Origin of the sequence: Reyranella sp., assembly GCF_036558665.1 — a bacterium.
Lineage (GTDB): Bacteria > Pseudomonadota > Alphaproteobacteria > Reyranellales > Reyranellaceae > Reyranella.
Map to the genome: position 1 here is coordinate 103,341 of NZ_DATBFE010000096.1, position 23,285 is coordinate 126,625.

Below are 23,285 nucleotides of genomic sequence, written 5' to 3' on the forward strand. Positions count from 1 at the left end.
AGCGATCGTGAACGCGGAACCGGGCTGCGCGGCCATCCTCAATGCAGGCTCGTCAAGCATCAAGTTCGCGCTCTATGAGGCTGGCCGCGAGGGCATCCTGATGTATCGCGGGCAAGTCGAGGGCATCGGGCTTTCGCCTCACCTCAAAGTCACGGACGTATCGGGGACCGTGGTGGCGGAGCGCCGCTGGACCTCGGGCACGCTGGATCATCATGACGCTACAGCGGAGATCCTGAAGCTCGGCCGCGAGCTTCTGGCGGGCCGGCCAGTGCTCGCTTTTGGCCATCGCGTCGTGCATGGTGGCATGGGGTTCGACCGCCCGGTTCTGGTCGACGCGGCGGTGCTGGGCGAGCTCAAGAAACTGATCCCGCTCGCTCCGCTTCACCAGCCGCACAACCTGGCGCCGATCGAAGCGATCGCTGCGGCCGCTCCGGACATTCCGCAGGTCGCGTGCTTCGACACGGCGTTCCATCGCAGCCAGCCGGCGGTTGCCCAGGAATTCGCGCTCCCGCGGGAGATCACCGCAGCCGGCGTGCGCCGCTATGGTTTTCACGGGCTTTCCTATGACTTCATCGTCTCCAGGCTTCGAGAGATCGATCCCGCCCTGGCTCGCCGGCGGCTGGTGATCGCCCATCTCGGCAACGGCGCCAGCCTCTGCGCCGTGCATGAAGGTCGAAGTGTGGCCAGCACCATGGGCTTCACCGCAGTCGATGGCCTGATGATGGGCACGCGTTCGGGCGCGCTCGATCCGGGGGTGCTGCTCTACCTGATGCAGGAGCGGGGCTTCGATGCAAGAGGCATCGAGGATCTGCTCTACCGCAAGTCTGGTTTGCTCGGCGTCTCCGGCATCTCGTCCGACATGCGAACGCTGCGCCAGTCCACGTCGCCAGCGGCGGCCGAGGCGATCGCGCTCTTCATCTATCGGATCATTCGCGAGACGGGTTCACTGGCCGCCGCGCTTGGCGGGCTCGACGGCATGGTCTTCACGGCCGGGATCGGTGAAAATGATCCCGCAACGCGGGCGGAGGTATTGGCCGGTTGTGATTGGCTCGGACTGACGCTCGACGCCGAGCGCAACGCGGCGGGGCGCGGGGTGATCAGCCGGGATGGCACCCCTGTCACCGTGCTGGTCGTGCCGACCGACGAGGAGCGGATGATCGCCCGTTACGCCAGCGAGACACTGCATATTTGATCGGCGAAATAAAGTCCGATGGTCGAGACCGTACAAAAGGAAGCGACGCGGCCAGAGGCGCGTCGGGGCAGGGGTTCGATCGCCAAACATGTCGTGAGGCCCGCAACCGATTAACGACCTATTGACTAAAATCAACAGGCGATGCGCTTGTTGGTCTTAGAATGTCCAGGTTCTTCCGCAAATGCGGTGGCGTCATCGGGAGGTAACTATCATGGACACCCCGGACAGGTTCGACGATGCGTTTGCGTTTCCCACCGAGGTATCGCGCATCCCGGCGAATGTCGATCGCCGCGCCTTTCTGATGCGCAGCGCCGTGATTGGCGCCGCGGCGGCGCTGACGGGCGCGAGCTGGACGCCTCAAGCGCGCGCTCAGCAGGCGGCGAAAGAATCCGGAGTCCCCGGGCTCGGTTCGCGGCTTTCGCCCGACCTCGAGGTCGTGAAGGCCGAAAAAGGCCCGGTCATGACCTTGGCCGACGAGTTCTACAAAGTCGGTCCCGGACCTTCGAGCTCGCACACGATCGGGCCGATGCGCATCACTTACGATTTCTACCAGCGTTGCACCAAGCTTCCGGCCGACCAGCAGGCAAAGGCGACGGGATTGAAGGTGCATCTGTTCGGCAGTCTCAGCGCCACCGGCAAGGGCCACGGCACCGAGCGGGCCGCCCTGGCGGGCCTGCTGGGCAAGGAGCCGGCGACCGTCGATCCGTTGTTCCTCGACGAAATGCGCCAGAAGCCGTCCCAGTTCTACCCGCTGAAGCTCGGTGCCAAGACCTTCAACCTGTCGCTGGCCGACGTCGTCTACGATTCGACGAAGGGCGACTTCCATCACCCCAACACGATGGTCTGCAAGCTCCTCGGCCCGGACAACCAGTCCGTGTACGAACTGGAGTACTACTCGGTTGGCGGCGGCTTCATCGAATGGAAGGGCTACCAGCCACCCAAGAAGAATCCGCCGAAATACCCGTACGCGAGCATGAAGGAGCTGCGCCAGCACGCCGAGAAGAACAATCTCAGCATCGCGCATGTGATCATGGCCAACGAGACCTCGATCTCGGGCAAGAGCGAGGCGGACGTCAATGCCTTCCTCGACAAGATCATGAACGCCATGGTGGCGACGGTGAAGACCGGGCTGTCGATAAAGGACGACGTGTTGCCGGGACCGATCAAGCTTCAGACCAAGGCGGCGACGGTCTGGGAACGCGCCCAGGACGACAAGTACGAGAGCGATCGCGCCATCGCCATGGTGTCGGCATTCGCGCTTGCCGCTTCCGAGGAGAATGCGCGCGGCCATCTGGTCATCACTGCGCCGACCGGTGGCTCGGCCGGCGTGATGCCGGCGATCGTCTATGCGCTTCTCGAGGGTCCTCGGAAGATTCCCAGGGAGAAGATGCGCGAAGGCATGCTGGCGGGCCTTGCCGTCGGCTATCTCTGCAAGCACAACGCCACCCTGGCCGCTGCCGAGGGCGGTTGTCAGTCGGAGATCGGCGTGGCGTCGGCCATGTCGGCCGCGCTGATCGCGCAGGTGATGGGCAGTTCGGCCCAGGTTCTGGAGAATGCCGCCGAATCGGCGCTCGAGCATCATCTCGGCATGACCTGCGATCCGGTCGCAGGCTACGTCCAGGTGCCCTGCATCGAGCGCTGCGCCTTCGGGGCGGTGAAGGCGTGGGTTGCCTTCATGATCGCGACCAACGAGATCGCTTCGCGCCATCGCGTCGATCTCGACACGACGATCAAGAGTCTGGCCGATACCGGCAAGGACATGAATTCGAAGTACAAGGAGACCAGCGAGGCGGGATTGGCGGCCAATCTGGTCCTCTGCTGAGGCGACGCAATCAAGACCAAGAATCGGGGGAGGAGGCTGTGAACCGCTTCACCAAGAAGGGCGGTCGCTCGCTGGCGGCGGCCCTGGTCGGCCTGGTGACCGGCTTTCTGGCGACGGTGGCATTTGCCCAGAGCGCGAAGCAGGAAGACCCGATTCCCGAGACGGTCAAGGACAGCCTGACCGCCATCGAGCGCACGTTCGCGCTGCCGCCGTCGCCGGCCGAGCTTACGATGTTTCCCCAGATCCGCGAGCAACTGAAGGACGCGCCTGCGTTCTTGCGCGATTCGAAAGCCGCCTTCAACTTCCGCACTTACTATCGCGACGAGGTCACCAACAACACTCCCGGATCAGCCACCTGGAAAGAGGCGTGGGCCGCGGGTGGCTCCTTCGCCTTTGAAACGGGCCGGCTGTTCGACCTCATTTCGGGCGGCCTTGTCCTCTACACCTCGTTTCCGGTCTACGCTCCGCTCGACCACGACGGCACCGGTCTGCTGGCGCCGGGCCAGCAGCAATACGGCGTGCTTGGCCAGCTCTACGGCAAGGTCCACATCACTGACGACCACGAGATCATCGCCGGGCGCTATCTGTACGACACGCCCTTCATGGGGCCGCAGGACAACCGCATGTCGCCCAAGACGTTCTACGGCTATGTGCTGCACGGAGTGTTCGGCAACCCGGAGAGCGGGCCCTCGTTCCGCTACGGCGGCGGCTACATCGCCGCGATGAAGGATCGCAACGCCACGGACTTCGTGTCGATGTCGCGTTCGGCCGGGGCCGACGAGGACCGTGGCACTGGCGTCTTTGGTGGCATGTTCAGCTGGGGGCCACTGCGCATCGGCGGCATCGAGTATTACACCCAGGATACGATCAACATCATGTACGGCGAGGGCAAATACGGTGTGGGTCTGGCGCCCGATTGGAATGCCGCCCTCGCGCTGCAATTCGCCGACCAGCACAGCACCGGCGCCAACCTGCTGAACGGCGGCAATCCCTTTGGCACCAACCAGTTCGGCGCCCAGGTGCAGCTCGGCTACAAGACGGCGATCCTCACGGCCGCCTACAGCGTGGTCAATCCGGGCTTCAACATGCAGACGCCCTGGAGCGCCAATCCCTTCTACACGGACGCGCAGATCCAGGCCTTCAACCGGGCCGGCGAGAACACGGTGATGGTGGGCTTGTCCTATGGCCTCGCGCCGATCGGTGTGCCCGGCGTGGCGGCATCGGTCTTCTACTTCAATGGCTGGACGACGGCGGCCGCCGCCGGCGGTCCGCTCAACGAGTACGAGTGGGACTTCAATCTGGAATGGCGTCCGCAGTGGAAGCCGTTGCCGGGCTTGTGGCTGCGCGCACGCTACGGCTTCTCCGCGACGGACCAGAACGGCGTGCACACGACGGTCGACGAGATCCGCCTCATTCTGAACTACACCGTCAAGCTCTACTGATGGTCAGCCGGCCATCATGATCATGCCGACGACCTGTACGGCGATCACCTTCACGATGGTCGCCGAGGGAAAGATCATGGCGTAGCCGATATCGGTCCGGTCGGTCGGCGCCATCCGGCTTGCATAGACGAGGATGGCCGGATTGCCGGTGGCGCCGGAGGCGACGCCCAGCAGATCGTCGAACGGAATACGCATCAGGTAGCGGCCGGCGAGCAGCACGATGAGCACCGTGGTCAGGATCACCACCGCGCCGACCAGCAGCATCGTCGGTCCGGTCTGGGCCACGGTCGTGGCAAAAGCCTGGCCCGAGTTGATGCCCACTGTCGCCAGGAACAATGTCAGCCCGAAATTGCGCAACACGATGTTCGCCGGCAGCGGCATCACCCAGCTGATCGGGCCGGTCCGCCGCAGTTTTCCGAGGATCAGCGCCACGATCAGCGGTCCGCCGCCGATGCCCAGGCTTACCGTTCCGATGCCGGGCAGCGGGATCGGCACCTCGCCGAGCAGCACGCCCAGCACCATGCCGAATCCCAGGGAGATGTAGCTGAATTCGGCGGTGGACTTGAGGTTGTCGCCGAAGAACGCCCGCGCGTCGGCGATATGGTCGGGCGGCACCAGCACGCCGATTCGATCGCCGATCTCGAGGGTCGCTTCGGGCCTCGGCACGATGTCGGCGTCGTACCGCCTCAGATGCAGGATGTGCATCGGGTAGCCCGCCGGCATCGTCAGCTCGGCGAGCGGCACGCCGGTCAGGTTCGCCCTCGAGACGAACAGGCGCTGATAGCTGAGGTCGCTGCGATCCTTCGCCAGCCGGTTAGGATCGAGCCGGCCGAGTATTTCCTCCGTTTCGGCGACGCTGGACTTGGTGGTGGCGGCGATCAAAAGACCATCGCCGGGCTCGAGCACGATGTCGTCCTCCGGCAGACGATTCTGATGCCGCTGGCGCACGATCGACACCTGCACGCCGGCCGGCAGGACCTTCTTCACCTCGCCCAGGGTGGCACCGCCGACGGGCAGCCGTTCGATGGTGATCTCGGCCATGTGGAAGCGGGCGGCCGGCGGCGGGAACGCCGGCTTTACGGCGCGTGTCAGGAAGTAGAAGCAGAGGATGGGGCCGATGACGCCGAAGGGATAGGCGACCGAATAGCCGATCGAGGGCTCCTTGTTGGCGAAGACGTCGAGCGCGGCCTGCAAGGTCGGCGTGCTGGTCATCGAGCCGGCGAAGATCCCGAGGACGTGCGCGTCGTCGATGTGGAACACGTGGCCGAGCCCGAGTGCGACCAGGAGCCCCGCCACGACTGCGACGAAGGCCAGGAGATTGTAGCGCCGTCCCGGTCCCGACAGGCCCTCGAAGAACTGCCGGCCGTACAGCGTGCCGATGCCGTAGAGGAACATCACCAGCCCGATCAGTCCGATCGGACCCGCGATCTGCGCCTCGGGCGCAAAGGCACCGATGGCGAGGCCGACGAACAGCACCGCTCCGATGCCGAGCGAAAAGCCGAAGACGCTGAGCTGGCCGACCGCGTAGCCGACGCCGACGGCGAGAAACAGGGCAAGGATCGGCTGTGAGCCGATCAGCTCGGCAACGGCATCAACCACACAACGTCTCCCCCGACCCTGCTCTTATCTCGCCCGGCAGCCGGCGTCGCGAAAGATCTTCAAGCCCGCCTGCACCTGCGCGTCCGTCGGAGGAGGGGTGCTCTCGAGCACGTAGGCGAGACCCAGCGTCTTCCATTTGAACGCGCCCATCTGGTGGAAAGGCAGTATCTCGACCCGCTCGACGTTCTTCATGGGCGCCACGAACTTCGCCACCGTCCCGATGTTGACCGGGTCGTCGGTCAGTCCCGGCACCAGCACGAAGCGCACCCACATGGGCTTGCCCATGGCGTTGAGGCGGCGCGCGAACCTCAGCGTGGGCTCGAGGTCGGCCGACGTCAGCCGCCGGTAGAGCTCGGGATCGCCGCTCTTGATGTCGAGGATGACGAGATCGAGGTTGGCGAGGTACTCGTCCGACACGCGCTCGCCGAGGAAGCCGGAGGTCTCGATCGCCGTATGCAGGCCCATGCGCTTGGCCGCCGCGAGCAGGGCGCCGGTGAATGCCGTCTGGACCAACGGCTCGCCGCCCGAAATGGTGAGGCCGCCCCCCATGGCTCGCAGCATGGGGGCGAAGTCCCCCAGGCGCCGCACTGCATGGGCGAGTTCAATGCGCGCACCGTCCTTGAGATGCCAGGTATCCGGATTGTGGCAGAACTGACAGCGCAACAGGCAGCCGGACATGAATACGACGATGCGCACGCCAGGGCCGTCGACGGTCGACCCTGTCTCGTAGGAATGGATCCAGCCGAAACTCTTCTCCTGGCCTTCGAAGCCGGCAGTCTCGGGCGCATCGGGAGATTTTGCTACGCGCAGGTCGTAGCGACTGCCGACATCGACCATCCCCTGCTCCGACACCGGCCCCTCCCTCAGTAGCTTTGATGGAAGGTGCGATGGATGACGTCGAGCTGCTGTTCGCGGGTCAGGCGCACGAAGTTCACCGCATAGCCGGAAACGCGGATCGTGAGCTGCGGGTATTTCTCCGGGTGCTCCATGGCGTCCTTGAGCGTGTCGAGCGAAAGCACGTTCAAGTTCATATGGAAGCCGCCCTGGCCGAAGTAGGCGTCGAACGCCTTGACGGCATTGTCGATGCTCGCTTCCCCGTCGCGCTGCGTGAGGCTCGGCGCAATCGAGACGGTGTAGCTGATGCCGTCCTGCGCATCGGCGTAGGGCAGCCGGGCGACCGAGATGCAGGAGGCCAGCCAGCCATGGGTATCGCGACCATGCATCGGATTGGCTCCGGGCGCGAACGGCTCGCCCTTGCGCCGGCCGTCGGGCGTGGCCCCGGTATGCTTGCCGTACACCACGTTGGAGGTGATGGTGAGCACGGACTGGGTATGGGTCGCGTTGCGGTAGGTCGGGTGCTTGCGCACCTTGGCCATGAACCGCGACACCAGGTCGGCCGCGATGTCGTCGACGCGCGCATCGGCGTTGCCGTACTTCGGAAAGTCGCCCTCGATGCGGTAGTCGACGGCGAGCCCCTTGTCGTCGCGCACGACGTGGACCTTGGCGTACTTGATGGCCGAGAGACTGTCGGCGGCGACCGAGAGGCCGGCGATGCCGCACGCCATCGTGCGCAGGATGTCGCGGTCATGGAGCGCCATCTCCAGCCGCTCATAGAAATACTTGTCATGCATGTAATGGATGCAGTTCAAGGCATGGACATAGGTACGTGCCAGCCACTCCATCGTGGCATCGAACTTGGCAAAGACCTCGTCGTAGTCGAGCGTATCAGACGTCACCGGCGCCGTGACCGGGGCAACCTGGTCTCCGCTGAGCTCGTCGCGGCCACCGTTGATGGCATAGAGCAGCGTCTTGGCCAGGTTGACGCGCGCGCCAAAGAACTGCATCTGCTTGCTAAGCCGCATCGAGGATACGCAGCAGGCGATGCCGTAGTCGTCGCCCCAGTAGGGCCGCATCAGGTCATCGTTCTCGTACTGGATCGATGAAGTGTCGCGGCTGAGCCGGATGCAATAGCGCTTGAATGCGGCCGGCAGATTGTGAGACCAGAGAACGGTCATGTTCGGCTCCGGCGCCGGGCCGAGAGTCGTCAGCGTATGCAGCATGCGGTAGCTGCTGCGCGTCACCAGCGGACGGCCGTCAAGATCCATGCCGCCAATGCACTCGGTCGCCCAGTACGGATCGCCGCTGAACAGCGCGTCATACTCCGGTGTGCGCAGGAATCGCACAATGCGGAGCTTCTGTACCAGCTGGTCGATCAGCTCCTGTGCTCCGATCTCGTCCAGCGAGCCCTCGCGCAGGTCGCGCTCGATGTAGATGTCGAGGAAGGTGGAAATCCGCCCGATCGACATGGCAGCGCCGTTGGCCTCCTTGATGGCGCCGAGATAGGCGAAATAAGTCCATTGCACCGCCTCACGGGCAGTTTCAGCGGGACGCGTGATGTCGCAGTCGTAGCGCTTGGCCATCGCGGCCAGGTCACTGAGCGCGCGCGTCTGCTCGGCCAGCTCCTCGCGCAGGCGGATCACGTCCTCGTTCGCCCACATGTCGTCGAGCTGTGCCCGCTCGGTCCGCTTTGCGGCGAGCAGCCGGTCGACGCCATAGAGTGCCACGCGACGGTAGTCGCCGATGATGCGGCCGCGGCCGTAGGCGTCGGGCAAGCCGGTGATGATGTGGCTGCGTCGGCACCGCATGATCTCCGGCGTGTAGACGTCGAATACGCCGTCGTTGTGACTCTTGCGGTAGCGGGTGAAGATTTGGTGCACGGTCTGGTCGGGCTCGAAGCCCGCGGCCTTGAGCCCCGCCTCTACCATGCGCAAGCCGCCGAACGGGAAGATGGCGCGCTTGAAGGGCTTGTCCGTCTGCAGGCCGACGATCACCTCGTTGTCGCGATCGATCCAGCCGGCCGGATGGGCGAGCATGGTCGATGGATGGGCGGCGTCCACATCGAGCACACCCTTCTTGCGCTCCTCCTCGAAGTAGGGCCGCAGCTTGTCCCATACCGCCTTGGTACGCGCCGATGCGCCAACCAGGAATGAATCATCGCCTTGGTAGGGCGTCACATTGCGGATGATGAAATCGCGCAGGTCGATGGCGCTCTGCCAGCGACCCGCTTCAAAGGTACGCCATGCCTGTCCTTGGCGTTCGTCGACGTGAGCTTCCGGACCATCCATGTGTCCCTCCCTGCGATTGGCATCGCAGCAGGTGAGAAGCGGGGAACGCCAATCGCGTACCGGTCCGCTTTCTTTATTGCCGGTTTTGACAGCATAGCAGCGGCAAGAGGCGACTCGGCTTGATTTTTATCAAGTCGCGTGGAGGCGCGATGCGGTTAGCATGGTGCTAGCACGAGAGGAGGCGATTGCAGGCACCAGGATGACGCCATGCAGCGATATCGTCTTTCGATGCGCACAAGTGATGGCGCATTGGATAGCGAGCGGGTTGCGCGCATTCGAATCTGCGCCGCAGCTTTCGCGGCGCGGCGGCGCGCGCCTGCGCCGCTCGCGGCATGCTGGATCGGAGTTGATCGGCAGATTGAGGGAGTCGCAATGAAGCGGCGCGCTTTGCTGGCGGCGTCGATTTTGCTGCTGGCTATCGGCCGCGCCCGTCCCGTCGGCGCGCAAACGGACAAACCCAAGTTCAAGCCCGAGGAACTCGACCAGATGCTGGCGCCGGTGGCGCTTTATCCCGACGCTCTGCTGTCGCAGATCTTGATGGCGGCCGGCTATCCCCTGGAGGTCGTCGATGCGGCGCGCTGGTCGAAAGCCAACCCGACGCTGAAGGGCGATGCCGCCGTGACGGCGGTGAAGGACAAGGAATGGGACGTCAGCGTGAAATCCCTCGTGGCCTTCCCGGATGTCTTGTCGCAGATGAATGAGCATCTCGACTGGACCCAGAAGCTGGGCGACGCCATGATCGGGCAGCAGGCGGACGTAGCCGACTCGATCCAGCGGTTGCGCGCCATGGCTTCGGCGTCCGGCAATTTGAAGAACACGCCGCAGCAGACTGTCACCACACAGGGCTCGGGTGACAATGTGCAATACCTGATTGAGCCAGCCGATCCGCAGGTGATCTACGTACCGTCCTACAATCCGAGTTGGGCCTATGGCTCTTGGCCCTATCCCGCATATCCGCCGGTTTGGTACCCGTTGGGAGGGGCTCTGCTGCAGGGTATGTTTTGGGGCATCGGCTTTGCTGCCGCGGGGGCGATGTTCGGCAGTTGGAACTGGGGCGGCCGTGGCAACTCCTACGCTAACGTCAATGTCAATCGCGCGGTGAACATCGACCGCAATTTCGATCGCAACAGGATCGACCGCGACGGCAAGTGGCAGCATCGTCCTGAGCATCGCAAGGGCGTCGGCTATCGCGACGCCGCCACGCGCCAGCAATTTGGCCAGCAACGGCCGGGCGCCGCGCAACGCAATGAATTTCGCGGCCGTCCCGAGGGAGGTCAGCGTCCCGGCGGCGCCCCCGGTGGTGGGGTGCAGCGGCCAGGAGGCGGCCCAGGCGCGGGGCAACGGCCAGGAGGGGGGCCAGGCGCGGGACAACGGCCGGGCGGCGGAGGTGCGGTGCAGAGACCCGGTGGCGGGGTTCAACAGCGGCCGGCACAAGGGGTTGGCAACCAGCGCCCCGGCGCACTGAATGGCGCCAATCGCGGCCAGCAAGTAAACCGCGAGGCGGCCCGGGGCCGCCAGCAGATGAACCGCGCCGGCGCCCATGGCGGCGGCGGTGGACGCCCCGGTGGCGGAGGAGGTCGGCCCAGCGGTGGAGGCGGAGGCCGTCCCGGTGGCGGAGGCGGAGGCCGTCCCAGCGGTGGAGGCGGAGGCCGTCCCGGCGGTGGAGGCGGAGGACGGCGATGAGCGCGGCGTTCATTCGACGTGTATTTCTCGCGTGCGCCTGCATGGCCTTCGTGTTGCTGGGCGCGCAGGCCCAGACGCCGGCGCCTCAGCCATCCGGGCCGCCACCCGAGCAGCAGACCTTTTCCACGCCTGAAGCGGCGGCCGAGACTCTGACGGAAGCGCTCCGAAAGGATGACGACAAGACGGTATCGGCCATCCTGGGCGCAGGCTGGCGTGATCTCGTGCCGGGCACCAGAGAGGACGAGAACGAGACGCGCGCCAAGTATCTCGCCGCGTGGGACGAGGGACACAAGATCGTCCTTTCCGGCGGCGAAAAGGCGCAGATCGAAGTCGGCAAGACCGGGTTCCTCATGGCCATTCCGATCGTCAAGCAGGGCGATGCCTGGCGCTTCGATGTCGGGGAAGGCCTGAAGGAAATCCAGGCCCGCTTCATCGGCCGCAACGAGCTCAGGGTCGTGCAGAGCCTGCTGGCGCTGGTCGACGCACAGCGCGACTACTCCGCCATGGACCCGATGAAGACGGGAATCGAAACCTACGCGCGCCGTCTCCTGAGCACGCCGGGCAAGAAGGATGGCCTCTACTGGGAGACCAAGCCCGGTGAACCGGAAAGTCCGCTGGGGCCGCTCATCGCGAAGGCGCAGCGCGAGAACGGTCCCGACGAGGGGTACTACGGCTACTACTATCGCTTGCTCTACGGCCAAGGGCCCGATGCTCCGGGCGGGGCGTACAGCTATATCGTCAATGGCCGGATGATCGGCGGCTTCGCTGCCATCGCTTGGCCGGTGCGCTATGGCGAGACGGGCGTGATGACGTTCATGGTCAGTCACTCAGGCGACGTCTATGAGCAGGACCTGGGACCCGATACGGCCCGACGGGCTGCCGCCATTACGCTATTCAATCCAGGCAAGGACTGGGAAAAGTCGGACATGGCGCCGCCATGACCTGGATGCAAACGCCCGGTCGCGCAGCCGCGTAGGCGGCTCTGCCGACTGTCGCAGCCCTGGTCGTCGCGCGGGCGATGGCGTTGAGCGCACGCACGGCGCGCGCCTCGAAGGCATTCTCGAAGCTGACGACTCTGCCTTCGGAGGGCCGCGCTCCGGTTCTCTTCTTAGAGTACTGCAGCACGCCATTCCCGCTCCTGTGACAATAGCGCTGTAGCATGAGCCTCTGTCGCGAGAGAGGTACCGCCAATATCCTAAAGCAAAACGGTCAGAACTGCGCTTTCTGTTGTCAAGGTGCAGTAACCTCGGTCGAGGTTCGAGATGACCGACAACGGCCATTCGGAGTTGGGTCCTGACCCGCCCCGTCGCGGCGACAGAATGGACGGCGGCAACGGCGCTTTCTACACCCGGCGCGGGACGTCCAAAGCAGCGCGGATGCGTGGGATATCGAGCAAAATCTTCTTCCGCGCATTGCAGCGCCCCAACATTGGCCTGATCACTGCGTTCCTGCTCGCCGGTGTGGGCGCCGGCTCGTTTCTCTATGCCAGTCACGTTGAAGCGACAAAGGCGGCGGCGAAGCGAGCCGCTGACGGCGCACTGCAGGCCGGTCGGATATCGCCGCACGAGCGCTTGGACGCCATGCAACGCGAACCAGCCCCGGCGACCCGCGAGCAAGCCTCGAAGCAGGCACGGGATACGGTCGGGACTCCGACGCGCGACGTCGTGGACACACGGCGCGAGACCCGAGGAGAAACGGCGCGTAAGACGGGTAACGAAGCGGCGCAAGCCAAAGAAGCAATGGAACCTGGTGCGGCGTCGGCACAGCAGGCGCTGAAGGCCGAACGCGCGTGGGCCGAAGCCCTGGCGCGGGATCTCGAAGCCGCGCTGCGCGAGGTTGAAGCTCAGAAGGCGCTGGCGCATGGGGCGGGAGGCGAGGCAGCCCAAGCCAAGCAGGCGGTGGAACGCACGGCGGCGACGGCGCAGCAGGCGCTGCGGGAAGAACGTGGCAGATCCGAAGCATTGGCGCTTGATCTCGCCACGGCGCGCCGCCAGAGCGAGGCGCAAGCTGCCGCATCCGCCAGGCTCGGCGACGACGCCTTGCGCCGTCAGCAAAGCGCGGAACGTTCGGCAGCCGAGTTCGAGCAGGCGCTGAAGGAGGAGCGGGACAAAGCCGAGAAACTCGCACGCGACCTGGCGATGGCACGACACCAACTGGAGACGCAGACGACGGCCGTGACCGAGGCTCGCGACACAAAGGCCGACGATCAGCAGTTGGCGATATTGAGGCAGGCGCTCAAGGAATCGGAAGCGTCGGCGGTCGCGTATCAAGAGTCGCTGGTACAGGAACGTGCTCGCAACCAGAAGCTCGAGGAGAAACTCGCGGCAGGTCGGGATGCAGCGCCGGATCGCGAAGGCAACGCCGTGTCCCTGCCCAAATCGTCGGCCTCGACTGGCGTCACGTTGGCGTCGGTTACCGACAGGCCTGCGACAACTCCGCTTCCGGCCGGCGACAGCAAGCCACCGATTGCCGCAGGGCCGACGGAGAGCAAGCCGGCGACGATGACGCCGCGGCCGACAGCGCAGGAAGGACGCACAAATCCGGAAACGGACCGCCTGATGGCACGCGCCAGCCGGCTGCTGATCGAGGGCAATGTGGGCGCCGCGCGGATTGTGCTCGACCGCGCGGCCGAGCTCGGCAACGCGCAGGCGCTGTTCGCACTCGCCGAAACGTACGACCCGCTCAGCCTGTCCGCATGGGGGACGCTCGGCACGCAAGGCGACACCGCCAGAGCCCGTGAGCTCTACGGCCAGGCGCTGACGGGCGGTGTGCAGGAGGCGAAGGATCGATTGAACGCGTTGGGTCAGTAAAGGGCGTGCTTCTCGGGGAGCGACTCGAAGTCGGACGAAGGAAGGTCATCATGTTCACGAAGTTTGCCGGACCCATCTTGTACGTATTGACGATCGTGGCGCCGGTTGCCCTGGCGCTGGCACCGGGCGAGGTCGCCGCGCAGGCACAGGCCGCCGCGGCGAGGCGACCGCCGACCTACGAGCAGCAGCAGGAGAAGATGAACGCCTGGACGGTCGGCCTGGCCGCCGGACTGATCGAGGGCGCGCCGTTGCGTCTGGCGGCCGAGATGGCGCGCATCGTCGATGACGGCGACAACCTGCATGTCCTGCCCATCGTCACGCGCGGCGCCACCGAGAACATGAATTCGCTGCTCTATCTGCGCGGCGTCGATCTGGCGATCATCAATTCCGACGCGCTCGAGGAATACAAGATCGAGTTCCCGGAGATCCGCAAGCACATAACCTACCTGCTCAGTCTCTTCCCGTCGGAACTGCACATCTTCGTGCGACCCGAGATCCAGAGCCTGCAGGACCTGGCCGGCAAGAAGGTGAACTTCAACACCCAGGGCACGGCCGCCGCATATTCCGGTCCGCTGATCTTCAGCCGGCTCGGCATCAACATCGACAAGACCTTCATTCCACACCAGGTAGCCCTGCAACAGATGCGCAAGGGCGGCGAGATCGCCGCGGTGGTGTTCATCACCTCCAAGCCGGTCGACGCGTTCATCAAGGGCCAGTGGGAGCCCGGCTTCAAGTTCCTGCCACTGGCCTTCGGCAACGCCTTCGAGGACTACTATCTGCCGGCGACGCTGGAGGCGAGCGACTATCCTGCCCTCATCAAGCCGGGCGAGCGGGTTTCGACCATCGCCGTGCCGACGGCGCTCGTCGCCTACAACTGGCCGGTCAACTCGAATCGCTATCTGCGCGTCGCCCGCTTCAGCGAGCATCTCTTCAGCCGGATCGACAAGCTCCAGGGTCCAGGCTTCGACCGCAAGTGGCAGACGATCAATCTTGCCGCCACGGTTCCGGGGCTCAGCCGCTTTCCGGCCACGCAGGAATGGCTCGACCGGCAAACCCGCAAGTCGGCAGAGAGACGATGAAGACCGTCGCGATCTCCGCATCCCTGGCCTTCGCGATCGCGGGCCATGGATCGCTGGCCCAGGACGCCGGCGACGCGATGGACAAGCTGCGCGCCTGCACGCAGCTCGCCCAGGCCGAGCAGCTGGAATGCCTGCAGAAGCTCGCGCATGACCTCGCACCCCCGCCACAGGCGGCGTCAGCTCCGGCGGCGCCGGAAGCGGCGGCCGACGACTGGATCGTGAGCGAGACGACGTCGCCGCTCGACTACACGCCCATCGTCATCGCCAGCATTTCCTCCGCGGGCGCTTCCGGCGGCGGCGCCCTGCAGCTCTCGATCCAATGCCGCGGCGGCCGCACCGATCTCGTCATAGACGGCCGCGCGCTCGCACGCCGCGCCGAGGACTCCATTGTCGCCTACGCCGTCAATGGCACCCGGCCGGTATCCGTTGCCGCCGCCGCGCCGATCTCGGGAACCGGACTCGCCCTCAAGCTCGATGTCGTGCCTCTGCTCACGTCGCTGCCCGAGCGCGGCGAGATCACCTTCCGAGTCGCCACCCGGCAGGGCGAAGCGGTCGAGGGACGCTACGCCCTCGCCGGACTGAAGACCGTGCTGGATCGGCTGGCTGGCCCCTGCAGATGGCCGACCGTCGCCAGCGTTCCTCGCAACCGATGATCAACGACGATCCACCTACAGGAGAGGATGATGATGAAGGCTGAACACATGATGCGGGCGGCGACAGTCGGTGTCGTGGCATTGTTGCTCGCCGCCCCGCCGGCAGCGACACAGAGCACCCACTCGGCATTGACACTGCCCGTTCCCAGCGTGGCAAAGAAGGATCATCGCCTCATTCTTCAGGTGAACGTGAACGACGCGGCGATGATGAATCTCGCGCTCAACAATGCGACCAACGTCGAGCACTACTACAAGAGCCTCGGCGAGAAGGTGGAGATCGAGATCGTCACTTACGGGCCGGGCCTGAACATGCTGCGTGATGACACCTCTCCCGTGAAGGAACGCATCAAGGCGATCGCCGAGAAGATGCCGGCAATCTCGTTCAAGGCCTGCGGCAACACCCGGGAGAACATGCGCAAGGTCGAGGAGAAGGAGATTCCGCTCATTCCACAGGCCACTCTCGTCAAGTCCGGCATGGTGCGGATCATGGAACTGCAGGAGCAGGGCTGGAGCTACGTACGGCCCTAGCGCCTTTCCGATGATCGGCTGGAGCAATCACTTTCAAGTCTAGCGACGCCCAGTTGCTCGACGAGACTGCATCGGGCAACGGCCGATACGGCGATTGCGGGGCACGACGCCGAGGGCGTGGCCGTCCACCGAAAGCTATAAGCGTCTAAAGGTGGGCGGAGCTTTCGGTCACGTCCTTGATCTCGCCGCTCTTGATGCCGAATTTCTCCAGCGTCTGAGCGGAGATCTGGCCCGCAGTTTCCAGGCGGTCACGCGGAAGCGATGCGCCCAGCGCCTTTTGCGCCAGGACGAGTGCCAGACGCGGATCGCTTTCTGCCGCAGCGTACAGTCGAGCAGGCTGCCCCTCCACAGTCACCTTGATCTTCCATCCATCCGTCATCGCTTCACCTCTTTGAATCAATCTCTGCAAGACCGGAGCTTGCTGGCCCGTCGTCGGTCTTTGCGTCCGGTTCGCCGGAAATTCGGGCAAGGTCCAGCGCCGCTTCCGGCACGCCTTGATCTTGCGCTGCAGAGAGCCACTGTCGCGCTTCGGCAAGATCGACGTGGCCTGCGGTGCCCCGCAGCAGGTAACGGCCGATCATCAGTTGAGCCCGCGGGTGTCCGCGTTCCGCCGCTTCGCGAAACAAGCGCTGCGCGAGGTTGTGATTCGGCGCAACGTCATGCCCGCCGTGAAAGAGCGCGCCAAGTGCGAACATCGCTCCCACATGGCCCCGCCGAGCCGCCTTCTCGAAAAGTACAAGAGACCCGCGATGGTCGGCCGGGCCACCGCGACCATTCACCAGCATCTCGCCGAGCAACACCTGCGCTTCCACCATTTCCGCATCCGCTGCGCGCCTCAGCCACATGCGCCCTTCGGCGAGGTTTACCGGGACGCCTCGGCCCTCTATCAAGGCGCGCGCGTACCAGTATTGCGCCATCGGGACACCCTTGGCCGCTCGGCTGAGCCACAGGGCGGCTTGGCTGTCGTTGCGCTCGACGCCGACGCCTTCGGCAAAGCAGACGCCGAAATTGAAGGCGGCGATGAGATCGCCGGTCTCTGCTGCCTGCTGGAACCATCGGCGGGCCGCGGCGGGATCGGCGCCCTCGGCCGCGCCGCGCAGCACGAGATTGCCAAAGTCCACTTTCGACGACTCGTTGCCCAGTTCGGCGGCGCGCTGCAGCCAGAACGTCGCGCGTTCGCGATCCTGTCCCACGCCGTTGCCCACCCAGTAGAGTTGACTGAGCGCCCGCGCGGCGCCGGAATCGCCGGCGTCGGCGGCGCGCTCGAACCAGGCCGCCGCCTCGACGTAGTTCGGCGGCAATTCTCCGCCACGTGCATAGAGATGCCCGATCTCGGCGGCGGCTGCGCCATCGCCCGCGACAGCAGCTCGGCGTAGCCATGTTTCACCTTCGATCAGATCGCGCTCCACGCCCTGGCCCTTGATCAAGGCCAACCCGAGACGCCTTTGGGCGATCGGCACGCCGCTTGTTGCCGCCTGGCGGTAGTGCAGCGCCGCCGCAGTGGCGTCGCGGGCAATGCCGATTCCATGCTCGGTCAGCACGCCCATCATGTATTGTGCGGTCGGAAGGCCTGCTGTCGATGCCTTGCCGATTAGGCCGGCTGCTTCGCCATAGGACCGCGCGTCCTCCGCGCGGCGCAACAGGGCCATCCCCAGGCCGAGGTTCCCCTGCGCGCAGTCGGCTTCGGAAGAGCGCCTGTACCAACGTTCCGCGTCGTCGAGGCTGGGCTCACTGCCCAAGGTGAGGAGGTAGCCGAGAAGGGCTTGCCCTTCCGGCAAGCCGCCCTCGGCGGCGCGCCGGGCCCACTTCAGCGCGGTCGGGATATCGCGCTCGAAAGTTGCACCTTCGGGCTCGAACAACGAGCGAGTTCGACCGCCTGGCTGCCGCGATGCACTTGTCTCTCCGAGATGCAACAAGGCGAGCTGGAATTGCCCGTCCACCGAACCGCTCTCGGCTGCGCGCTCGAGCCAGCGGACGGCCTCCGAGGCCGCTCGCGGCACGCCGGTGCCTTCGAGGTAGCAGAGACCGAGACGATACTGTGCGTCCGGCGAGCCGCCGACGGCCGCCCGGGCAAGCTGGCGGAAGCCCTCGGTCGCCCGGCCGGCGGTGAGCAGATCGTTTCCCAGCCGTACCCGGGCCGAGGTCGAAAGAGGGGCGATCAGGCGGTCGACGAAGCTCATTTCCGGGTTGCGGTCGTGAAACCTTGTGGAATCAAGGTTCACGCATTCCTTCGAATCCGACAGGCAATATCCGGGCAAAGACGTAGGTCAGCAAGTTCCGCTCGCCAATCTTGACGTCGGCGGTAACGGTCATGCCGGGCTTGAGCTGGAAGCCGCCGGGAACGTCGTGCATCTTGACTTCATTGATCGCAACACGCGCCCTGTAGAACACGCCCGAGGCATCGGTATGCAAGGTCGGGTTCTCGCGCTGCGTCTCCTGTCCGGCCGTGAAGCTGTCAGGGCTGATGATGCGAACGGTTCCCTCGGCCATGCCGTACTGGATGAACGGGAAGGTGTCGAACTTGATGGCGACCTTCTGCCCGCGATGGACGTAGCCGGCATCGGACGCGCGGATCGGCATCTCGACTTCGAGCGGAGCGTTGCTCGGCACAAGCGTTATCAACGGGTCGCCGGATTGCATCACAGACCCCACGGAGACCTTGGCGACGGTCAGCACGATGGCGTCCTGATCGGCGCGCAGATCGACGAGCTCGCGGCGGAGCGCGGCCTTGCGCAGGTTCTCGGTCGCGTCGCTCAACAGGCGCGCGCGCGTGGTCAGGTCCTCGCTGATCTGCGCCTTCCACTTCTGCTCGAAACTGTCGCGCTCGGCCGTCATCTGGCTGAGGTCCCGCCGCGCACGCTCGGCGGAGCTTCTGGCGTCGGCGAGATTGCGCTGCATCTCGATGCGCTGATCCTCGGCGACCATGCGGATCATCTGACTGCCGATTTGCAGGTGCTCCAGCTCCCTTCGCTTGGTCTCGAGCTCCGTGGCGATCCTGAGGCGTTCACTGTACGCCTTGATGTCGTGGTCGGCGCGCGAGAGTTGCGCCTCGAGGCCGCTGATCTTCTGGTTGTAGCTCTCGATCTGATAGCGGTATTGCGCCTGGCGCTGTCCGAAGATCGCGACCTGCACCTCGGTCGAGGCGTCGGCGTCGGTCGGCCGGTACTGCGTGCCGGACGCCTCCGCGCGAAGACGGTCGACTTCGGCCTGGAAACTCTTCACCTGCGCCTGCAGCGCGGTGAGGTCGGCACCGGAAAAGGTCGGGTCGAGACGGGCCAGCACGTCGCCCTTGTGCACCACCTGCCCTTCGCGCACGTTGATTGCGCGCACGATCGCGGTCTCGAGCGGCTGCACGACGTTGGTCGGCTGCAGCGAAACGACGCGACCCGAACCGGTGACGACCGCGTCGATCGGAACCAGCGCGGCGACCGCCATCGACGCCACGACGGCCGACACGATGATCCACAATATGCTGCGCGCGGCAGGCTTGACGGGCGCGGCGATCAGGGCCGCCGTCGGAGACTCGAATTCCAGGAGCTCCATCGGTATCCCGCCGCGGTGCGCGGCCGGGCGGCGGGTCGGCAGGAGCGCGCGCGTGGCGACCGCGGTGCTGCTCATGGCGCAAGCTCCCCTGGGGTGACGGACCTCAGCAAGCGCCGCTGCGCGCCATCCATGTGGCGGTTCTGCTGCTGCCACAGCGCGCGATAGACGGGGCAGCGCTCGAGGATCTCCTCGTGGGGGCCGATGTCCGCCACCGTTCCCTTGTCGAGAACGAGAATCTGGTCGCAATCGACCAGCGAGGACAAGCGGTGCGAGACGATGATCATCGTCCGCCCTTTGGCCATGCGCAGGAGATTGGCATTGATCAGGGCCTCGCTCTCCGGGTCGAGCGCACTGGTCGCCTCGTCGAGGATCAGTAGCCGGGGATCGGAAACGAGCGCGCGCGCGATGGCGAGGCGCTGACGCTGGCCGCCGGAAAGATTGGCCGAGCCTTCCTCGATCCAGCTCTCGTAGCCGCGTGGCAGGCGTTCGATGAACTCCTCGGCGCCGGCGAGCCGCGCGGCCCGGATGGCATGCTCGAGGGTCAAGCCGGGGCGGCCGGCGATGATGTTGTCGCGCACGCTGCCGCGGAAAAGGAAGTTGTCCTGCAGCACGACGCCGAAGCTGCGGCGAAGATGCGTGAGGTTGATTTCGCGCAGATCCGTTCCGTCGATCTTGAGATAACCGCCATAGTCGCGGCTTATGCCCTGCAGCAGGCGCGCGATGGTCGACTTGCCCGAGCCGCTGCGGCCGACGAGCCCGAGCATGGTGCCAGCCGGAACCTCGAACGAAATGCGGTCGAGGGCGGCCGTCTTCGCCGCCGGGTAGGTGAAAGTCAGGTCCTGGAAGGCGATCGCGCCTTCGAATTTCGGTCTGACGCCCGTACGCATCGCCGCCGCTTCGGTCGGATGGTTGAGCACCTCCGAGACCTGGCGCACCGACATGCGGACTTCCTCGAGATCCTGCATGAGCTTGGCCAGGCCGATCAAGGGGCTCGCGACCCGCGTGCCGAGCAGCATGAAGGCGATGAGAGCTCCGGCGGTGATACCGGTGCTTCCCGCGGGCTCGACGAGCACGATGTAGGCGCCGACCAGCAGGACACCGCGATTGATGAATGCCTCGATCGGGTTGACGACGGTCTGGGCGACGTTCGAGATGCGTCCCGCATCGAGCCGCGCCTTGCCGGCTTCGGCCACCCGGGCATCCCACTCCTCGTTGCGCACCTTCTCGATGCCGAGCGACTTGACGGTCCGCATCCCGTACACGGTTTCCACCAGCACGGCATGCTTGCTGTTCTCGGCGACGATGAGGCGGGCGAAGACGCGGCGGATCGCCGGCAGGAAGGCCATCACGACAAGCGCCACCACGGTCGACGCCGCGAGCACCATCCAGGCCAGCGTGGCGCTCATCCAGAACAGGAACGGCAGCAACGCCACCAGGGTGAACACGTCGAGGAAGGTGCCGACCAGCTTGCCCGTCAGGAAATCGCGGATCCGGAAGATCTGGGCGACCTTGTGCGTCGTCTCGCCGGTCGGGTTGCGCTCGAAGAAGTCGACCGGAAGGGCAAGCAGGCGGCGGAAGACGTGCAACGCCAGCCGCGCGTCGATGCGCGTCGAGGTGACTTCGACGATTTCCCGCCGCGCATAGCCCAGCAACGTCTCGTACACCGTGCTGAGCACGAGCATCAGCGAGATCATCACCAGCGTCGACATGGTCTGGTGCGTCAGCACCCGGTCGATGGCGATCATGATGAGGAAGGGCGGCAGGATCTGCAGGACGCTGAGACCTATCGACGCCACGGTGATCTCGCGCAGGCTGCGGCGCTCCTGCAGCACCAGGCGGGCGATCCACCAGAAGGAGAAGGGCTCCTCGTCGGCCGACGTCCCGCGGCCGCGCCGCACCAGCAGGGCATCGCCGCGCCAGACATTGCCGAGGCGCAACTCGTCGACCGCGATCGGCTCGGCGCCGGGCACCTGCGGATCCTTGAGCAAGACCGTCCCGGCCTTGGCGTCGCGGCCGACCACGATGGCGGCGCCACCATCGGCGAGCAACAGCACCAGCGGTGCGTCCGTCCGCATGCGGATGAGATGGCGCCAGCGCAGCCGCGCGGCCCTGGCCCACAGGCCGGCGTCGTGCGCCCAAGCGGCAAGCGCGGCAGGTGACGGAAAGTCCCTGCCGATCTGGCCCCGCAGGCCCACTCGATCGAGTTCGACCCCGTGATGGCGGGCGACCGCAATCAATGCATCCACGCGCGCGAAGTCGTTCACTTCGCCGGCAGGCGTCACCGCCGGGGCATGTCGCTCGCCAGTGGCAGCAATATGAAGGTTCAACCTCTGGTTCACAAAATCTTCCGATCTTGCGGCGCTCGATAGCGCCCCGCCGGCCCAACTATGGCAGCGCTCGTCGATCCGTCCCGCGGACGAATTCTGTGGCGAAGCATGCAATCCTGTCAATCATTTAGCGCCAACTGCGAGCACGGGCAGCATGCCCACCCGTGCAAAAGCCTCCTTATCCACATGGGTCACCAAAAGTTCGAATGGGTCACTCAAGTTAGAATTGGGTCCACCAAGTTACATTGATGTCCACACCATCGCCGGTTGAGGGTCGGCGATACTCGTGTCTGGCGAAAGCTGACGGCGGGTACGCGCGTTCGCTTGCATCTGCAAGTGGCGAGCTCGAAGCGAAACGACAAGCCTGCGGCCGGAATCGAATGCCCGAATCCACGCTCGATGCAGCCAATGGACCAGCCGAGGCCCCCGGGGCGCCGGGCGGGTCGGAGGATGCTTCGAGTCAAGCGGTCACGGCGAACTCGATTTTCAGAACATCGGCGAAGGGATCTCGCGGGGCGTGGGCAACACCTTCGCCGGCACGTGGTCGACTGTGGAGTTGGGGAGAAATGCTATGCCTGTGACACCCGATGGCGCGGTTACTTTTACAGGCACGGCCTCGCCCGGTAGCACGATCTATTTTTACTACATAGTCGGCGGCAACCTTGTTCTCATCGGGTCGACCGAGGCGACTCCGATCACGGCGCCCGATGGCGGCGGGCACTACGCGTTCACGGTCGACCTGCCGGTCGGAGACTATCAGTTCGAGGCCTTCGACTCGGCCGGTCTGTCCTCGCCGGTAACAGTGACGAACCAGCAGGGCGACACGGGCTCCCTCGCCGTCGTTGGTGGCGCAACGGGTACGACCGCGGTCCAGGGTGGGACCATCCCCGTTGTCGCGAACCCTGGCGCAACGGGACCGACCGGAGCGACAGGCGCGACCGGGGCCACTGGTGCAACCGGAGCCACTGGTGCAACCGGAGCCACGGGAGCCACCGGCTCGACCGGTGCAACGGGCTCGACGGGTGCGACAGGAGCAACGGGCAGCACTGGAGCTACCGGCGCCACTGGAGCAACCGGGGCAACCGGCTCGACGGGAGCAACTGGTGCAACAGGAGCGACCGGAGCAACTGGCGCAACCGGAGCCACAGGTGCGACCGGAGCTACGGGCGCCACTGGGGCAACAGGTAGCACCGGTGCAACGGGTGCTACTGGCTCTACCGGTGCTACGGGAGCAACCGGTGCCACCGGGGCGACTGGATCGACCGGCGCAACCGGAGCGACCGGCGCGACGGGTGCCACTGGAGCTACTGGCGCGACAGGAGCAACCGGTCGGACCGGTGCCACTGGCTCAACAGGGGCTACTGGCGCAACCGGCGCGACAGGTGCAACTGGAGCCACGGGTGCTACCGGCCCGACTGGGGCAACGGGCGCGACTGGTGCCACCGGAGTAACCGGAGCTACGGGTAACACTGGTGCAACCGG

At 65.4% G+C, this 23,285-nt stretch carries 16 protein-coding genes; 9 read left to right on the plus strand and 7 right to left on the minus strand.

Going from position 1 to position 23,285, the window contains the following annotated elements; genetic code table 11:
* Nucleotides 1-7: 7 nt before the first annotated feature.
* The 3 genes from VH499_RS15740 (at nucleotide 8) to VH499_RS15750 (ending at nucleotide 4,456) form a co-directional block, all read left to right on the plus strand.
* The gene (locus VH499_RS15740) at nucleotides 8-1,192 is read left to right on the plus strand and encodes an acetate/propionate family kinase (RefSeq protein ID WP_332053686.1); all 1,185 of its coding nucleotides are present in this window, start codon (nucleotides 8-10) and stop codon (nucleotides 1,190-1,192) included.
* 211 nt (nucleotides 1,193-1,403) lie between these two features.
* Entirely contained in the window at nucleotides 1,404-3,014 is a 1,611-nt protein-coding gene (locus VH499_RS15745; RefSeq protein WP_332053687.1) for an L-serine ammonia-lyase, read from the plus strand.
* Nucleotides 3,015-3,052: 38 nt separating this feature from the next.
* Nucleotides 3,053-4,456, plus strand: coding sequence for an OprD family outer membrane porin (locus VH499_RS15750; protein WP_332053688.1), 1,404 nt, complete (start codon nucleotides 3,053-3,055; stop codon nucleotides 4,454-4,456).
* 3 nt (nucleotides 4,457-4,459) lie between these two features.
* On the opposite strand, the gene VH499_RS15755 is transcribed toward VH499_RS15750, so the two are convergent.
* From VH499_RS15755 to pflB, 3 genes are read right to left on the minus strand one after another with little or no spacing between them, the layout of a single operon-like run.
* Entirely contained in the window at nucleotides 4,460-6,055 is a 1,596-nt protein-coding gene (locus tag VH499_RS15755) for an aspartate:alanine exchanger family transporter (RefSeq protein WP_332053689.1), read from the minus strand.
* Between the two features lie 24 nt (nucleotides 6,056-6,079).
* Nucleotides 6,080-6,907, minus strand: a complete 828-nt coding sequence (pflA, locus tag VH499_RS15760) for a pyruvate formate-lyase-activating protein (RefSeq protein ID WP_332053690.1) — start codon at nucleotides 6,905-6,907, stop codon at nucleotides 6,080-6,082.
* Between the two features lie 11 nt (nucleotides 6,908-6,918).
* Nucleotides 6,919-9,180, minus strand: a complete 2,262-nt coding sequence (pflB, locus tag VH499_RS15765; protein WP_332053691.1) for a formate C-acetyltransferase — start codon at nucleotides 9,178-9,180, stop codon at nucleotides 6,919-6,921.
* 372 nt (nucleotides 9,181-9,552) lie between these two features.
* On the opposite strand from pflB, the gene VH499_RS15770 reads away from it, so the two are divergent.
* The 6 genes from VH499_RS15770 (at nucleotide 9,553) to VH499_RS15795 (ending at nucleotide 15,933) form a co-directional block, all read left to right on the plus strand.
* On the plus strand, nucleotides 9,553-10,863 hold the full coding sequence (locus tag VH499_RS15770) for a DUF3300 domain-containing protein (RefSeq protein ID WP_332053692.1): 1,311 nt from the start codon (nucleotides 9,553-9,555) through the stop codon (nucleotides 10,861-10,863).
* Nucleotides 10,860-11,804, plus strand: coding sequence for a DUF2950 domain-containing protein (locus VH499_RS15775; RefSeq protein WP_332053693.1), 945 nt, complete (start codon nucleotides 10,860-10,862; stop codon nucleotides 11,802-11,804). The genes VH499_RS15770 and VH499_RS15775 overlap by 4 nt, the downstream gene beginning before the upstream one ends.
* A gap of 321 nt (nucleotides 11,805-12,125) precedes the next feature.
* The gene (locus VH499_RS15780; RefSeq protein WP_332053694.1) at nucleotides 12,126-13,673 is read left to right on the plus strand and encodes a hypothetical protein; all 1,548 of its coding nucleotides are present in this window, start codon (nucleotides 12,126-12,128) and stop codon (nucleotides 13,671-13,673) included.
* Nucleotides 13,674-13,723: 50 nt separating this feature from the next.
* Nucleotides 13,724-14,752: a TAXI family TRAP transporter solute-binding subunit gene (locus tag VH499_RS15785; protein ID WP_332053695.1), complete on the plus strand. Its 1,029-nt coding sequence runs from the start codon at nucleotides 13,724-13,726 to the stop codon at nucleotides 14,750-14,752.
* A complete protein-coding gene (locus tag VH499_RS15790) occupies nucleotides 14,749-15,405 on the plus strand; it encodes a hypothetical protein (protein WP_332053696.1) in 657 nt (218 codons plus the stop codon). The genes VH499_RS15785 and VH499_RS15790 overlap by 4 nt, the downstream gene beginning before the upstream one ends.
* Before the next feature lie 30 nt (nucleotides 15,406-15,435).
* Nucleotides 15,436-15,933, plus strand: a complete 498-nt coding sequence (locus VH499_RS15795; RefSeq protein WP_332053697.1) for a hypothetical protein — start codon at nucleotides 15,436-15,438, stop codon at nucleotides 15,931-15,933.
* A 145-nt stretch (nucleotides 15,934-16,078) separates the two neighbouring features.
* On the opposite strand, the gene VH499_RS15800 is transcribed toward VH499_RS15795, so the two are convergent.
* From VH499_RS15800 to VH499_RS15815, 4 genes are read right to left on the minus strand one after another with little or no spacing between them, the layout of a single operon-like run.
* A complete protein-coding gene (locus VH499_RS15800) occupies nucleotides 16,079-16,312 on the minus strand; it encodes a hypothetical protein (RefSeq protein WP_332053698.1) in 234 nt (77 codons plus the stop codon).
* A 4-nt stretch (nucleotides 16,313-16,316) separates the two neighbouring features.
* Nucleotides 16,317-18,155: a tetratricopeptide repeat protein gene (locus VH499_RS15805; RefSeq protein WP_332053699.1), complete on the minus strand. Its 1,839-nt coding sequence runs from the start codon at nucleotides 18,153-18,155 to the stop codon at nucleotides 16,317-16,319.
* Entirely contained in the window at nucleotides 18,145-19,551 is a 1,407-nt protein-coding gene (locus VH499_RS15810) for an HlyD family type I secretion periplasmic adaptor subunit (protein WP_332053700.1), read from the minus strand. The genes VH499_RS15805 and VH499_RS15810 overlap by 11 nt, the downstream gene beginning before the upstream one ends.
* Nucleotides 19,548-21,815: a peptidase domain-containing ABC transporter gene (locus tag VH499_RS15815; protein ID WP_332053701.1), complete on the minus strand. Its 2,268-nt coding sequence runs from the start codon at nucleotides 21,813-21,815 to the stop codon at nucleotides 19,548-19,550. The genes VH499_RS15810 and VH499_RS15815 overlap by 4 nt, the downstream gene beginning before the upstream one ends.
* Nucleotides 21,816-23,285: the final 1,470 nt, after the last annotated feature.

What these genes read in the sequence shown, in the direction of transcription:
- VH499_RS15745 (WP_332053687.1), top strand. Translation starts at nt 1,404, where the DNA reads ATGGACACCCCGGACAGGTTCGACGATGCGTTTGCGTTTCCCACCGAG.
- pflB (WP_332053691.1), bottom strand. Translation starts at nt 9,180, where the DNA reads ATGGATGGTCCGGAAGCTCACGTCGACGAACGCCAAGGACAGGCATGG.
- VH499_RS15770 (WP_332053692.1), top strand. Translation starts at nt 9,553, where the DNA reads ATGAAGCGGCGCGCTTTGCTGGCGGCGTCGATTTTGCTGCTGGCTATC.
- VH499_RS15775 (WP_332053693.1), top strand. Translation starts at nt 10,860, where the DNA reads ATGAGCGCGGCGTTCATTCGACGTGTATTTCTCGCGTGCGCCTGCATG.
- VH499_RS15780 (WP_332053694.1), top strand. Translation starts at nt 12,126, where the DNA reads ATGACCGACAACGGCCATTCGGAGTTGGGTCCTGACCCGCCCCGTCGC.
- VH499_RS15785 (WP_332053695.1), top strand. Translation starts at nt 13,724, where the DNA reads ATGTTCACGAAGTTTGCCGGACCCATCTTGTACGTATTGACGATCGTG.
- VH499_RS15790 (WP_332053696.1), top strand. Translation starts at nt 14,749, where the DNA reads ATGAAGACCGTCGCGATCTCCGCATCCCTGGCCTTCGCGATCGCGGGC.
- VH499_RS15795 (WP_332053697.1), top strand. Translation starts at nt 15,436, where the DNA reads ATGATGAAGGCTGAACACATGATGCGGGCGGCGACAGTCGGTGTCGTG.
- VH499_RS15800 (WP_332053698.1), bottom strand. Translation starts at nt 16,312, where the DNA reads ATGACGGATGGATGGAAGATCAAGGTGACTGTGGAGGGGCAGCCTGCT.
- VH499_RS15810 (WP_332053700.1), bottom strand. Translation starts at nt 19,551, where the DNA reads ATGAGCAGCACCGCGGTCGCCACGCGCGCGCTCCTGCCGACCCGCCGC.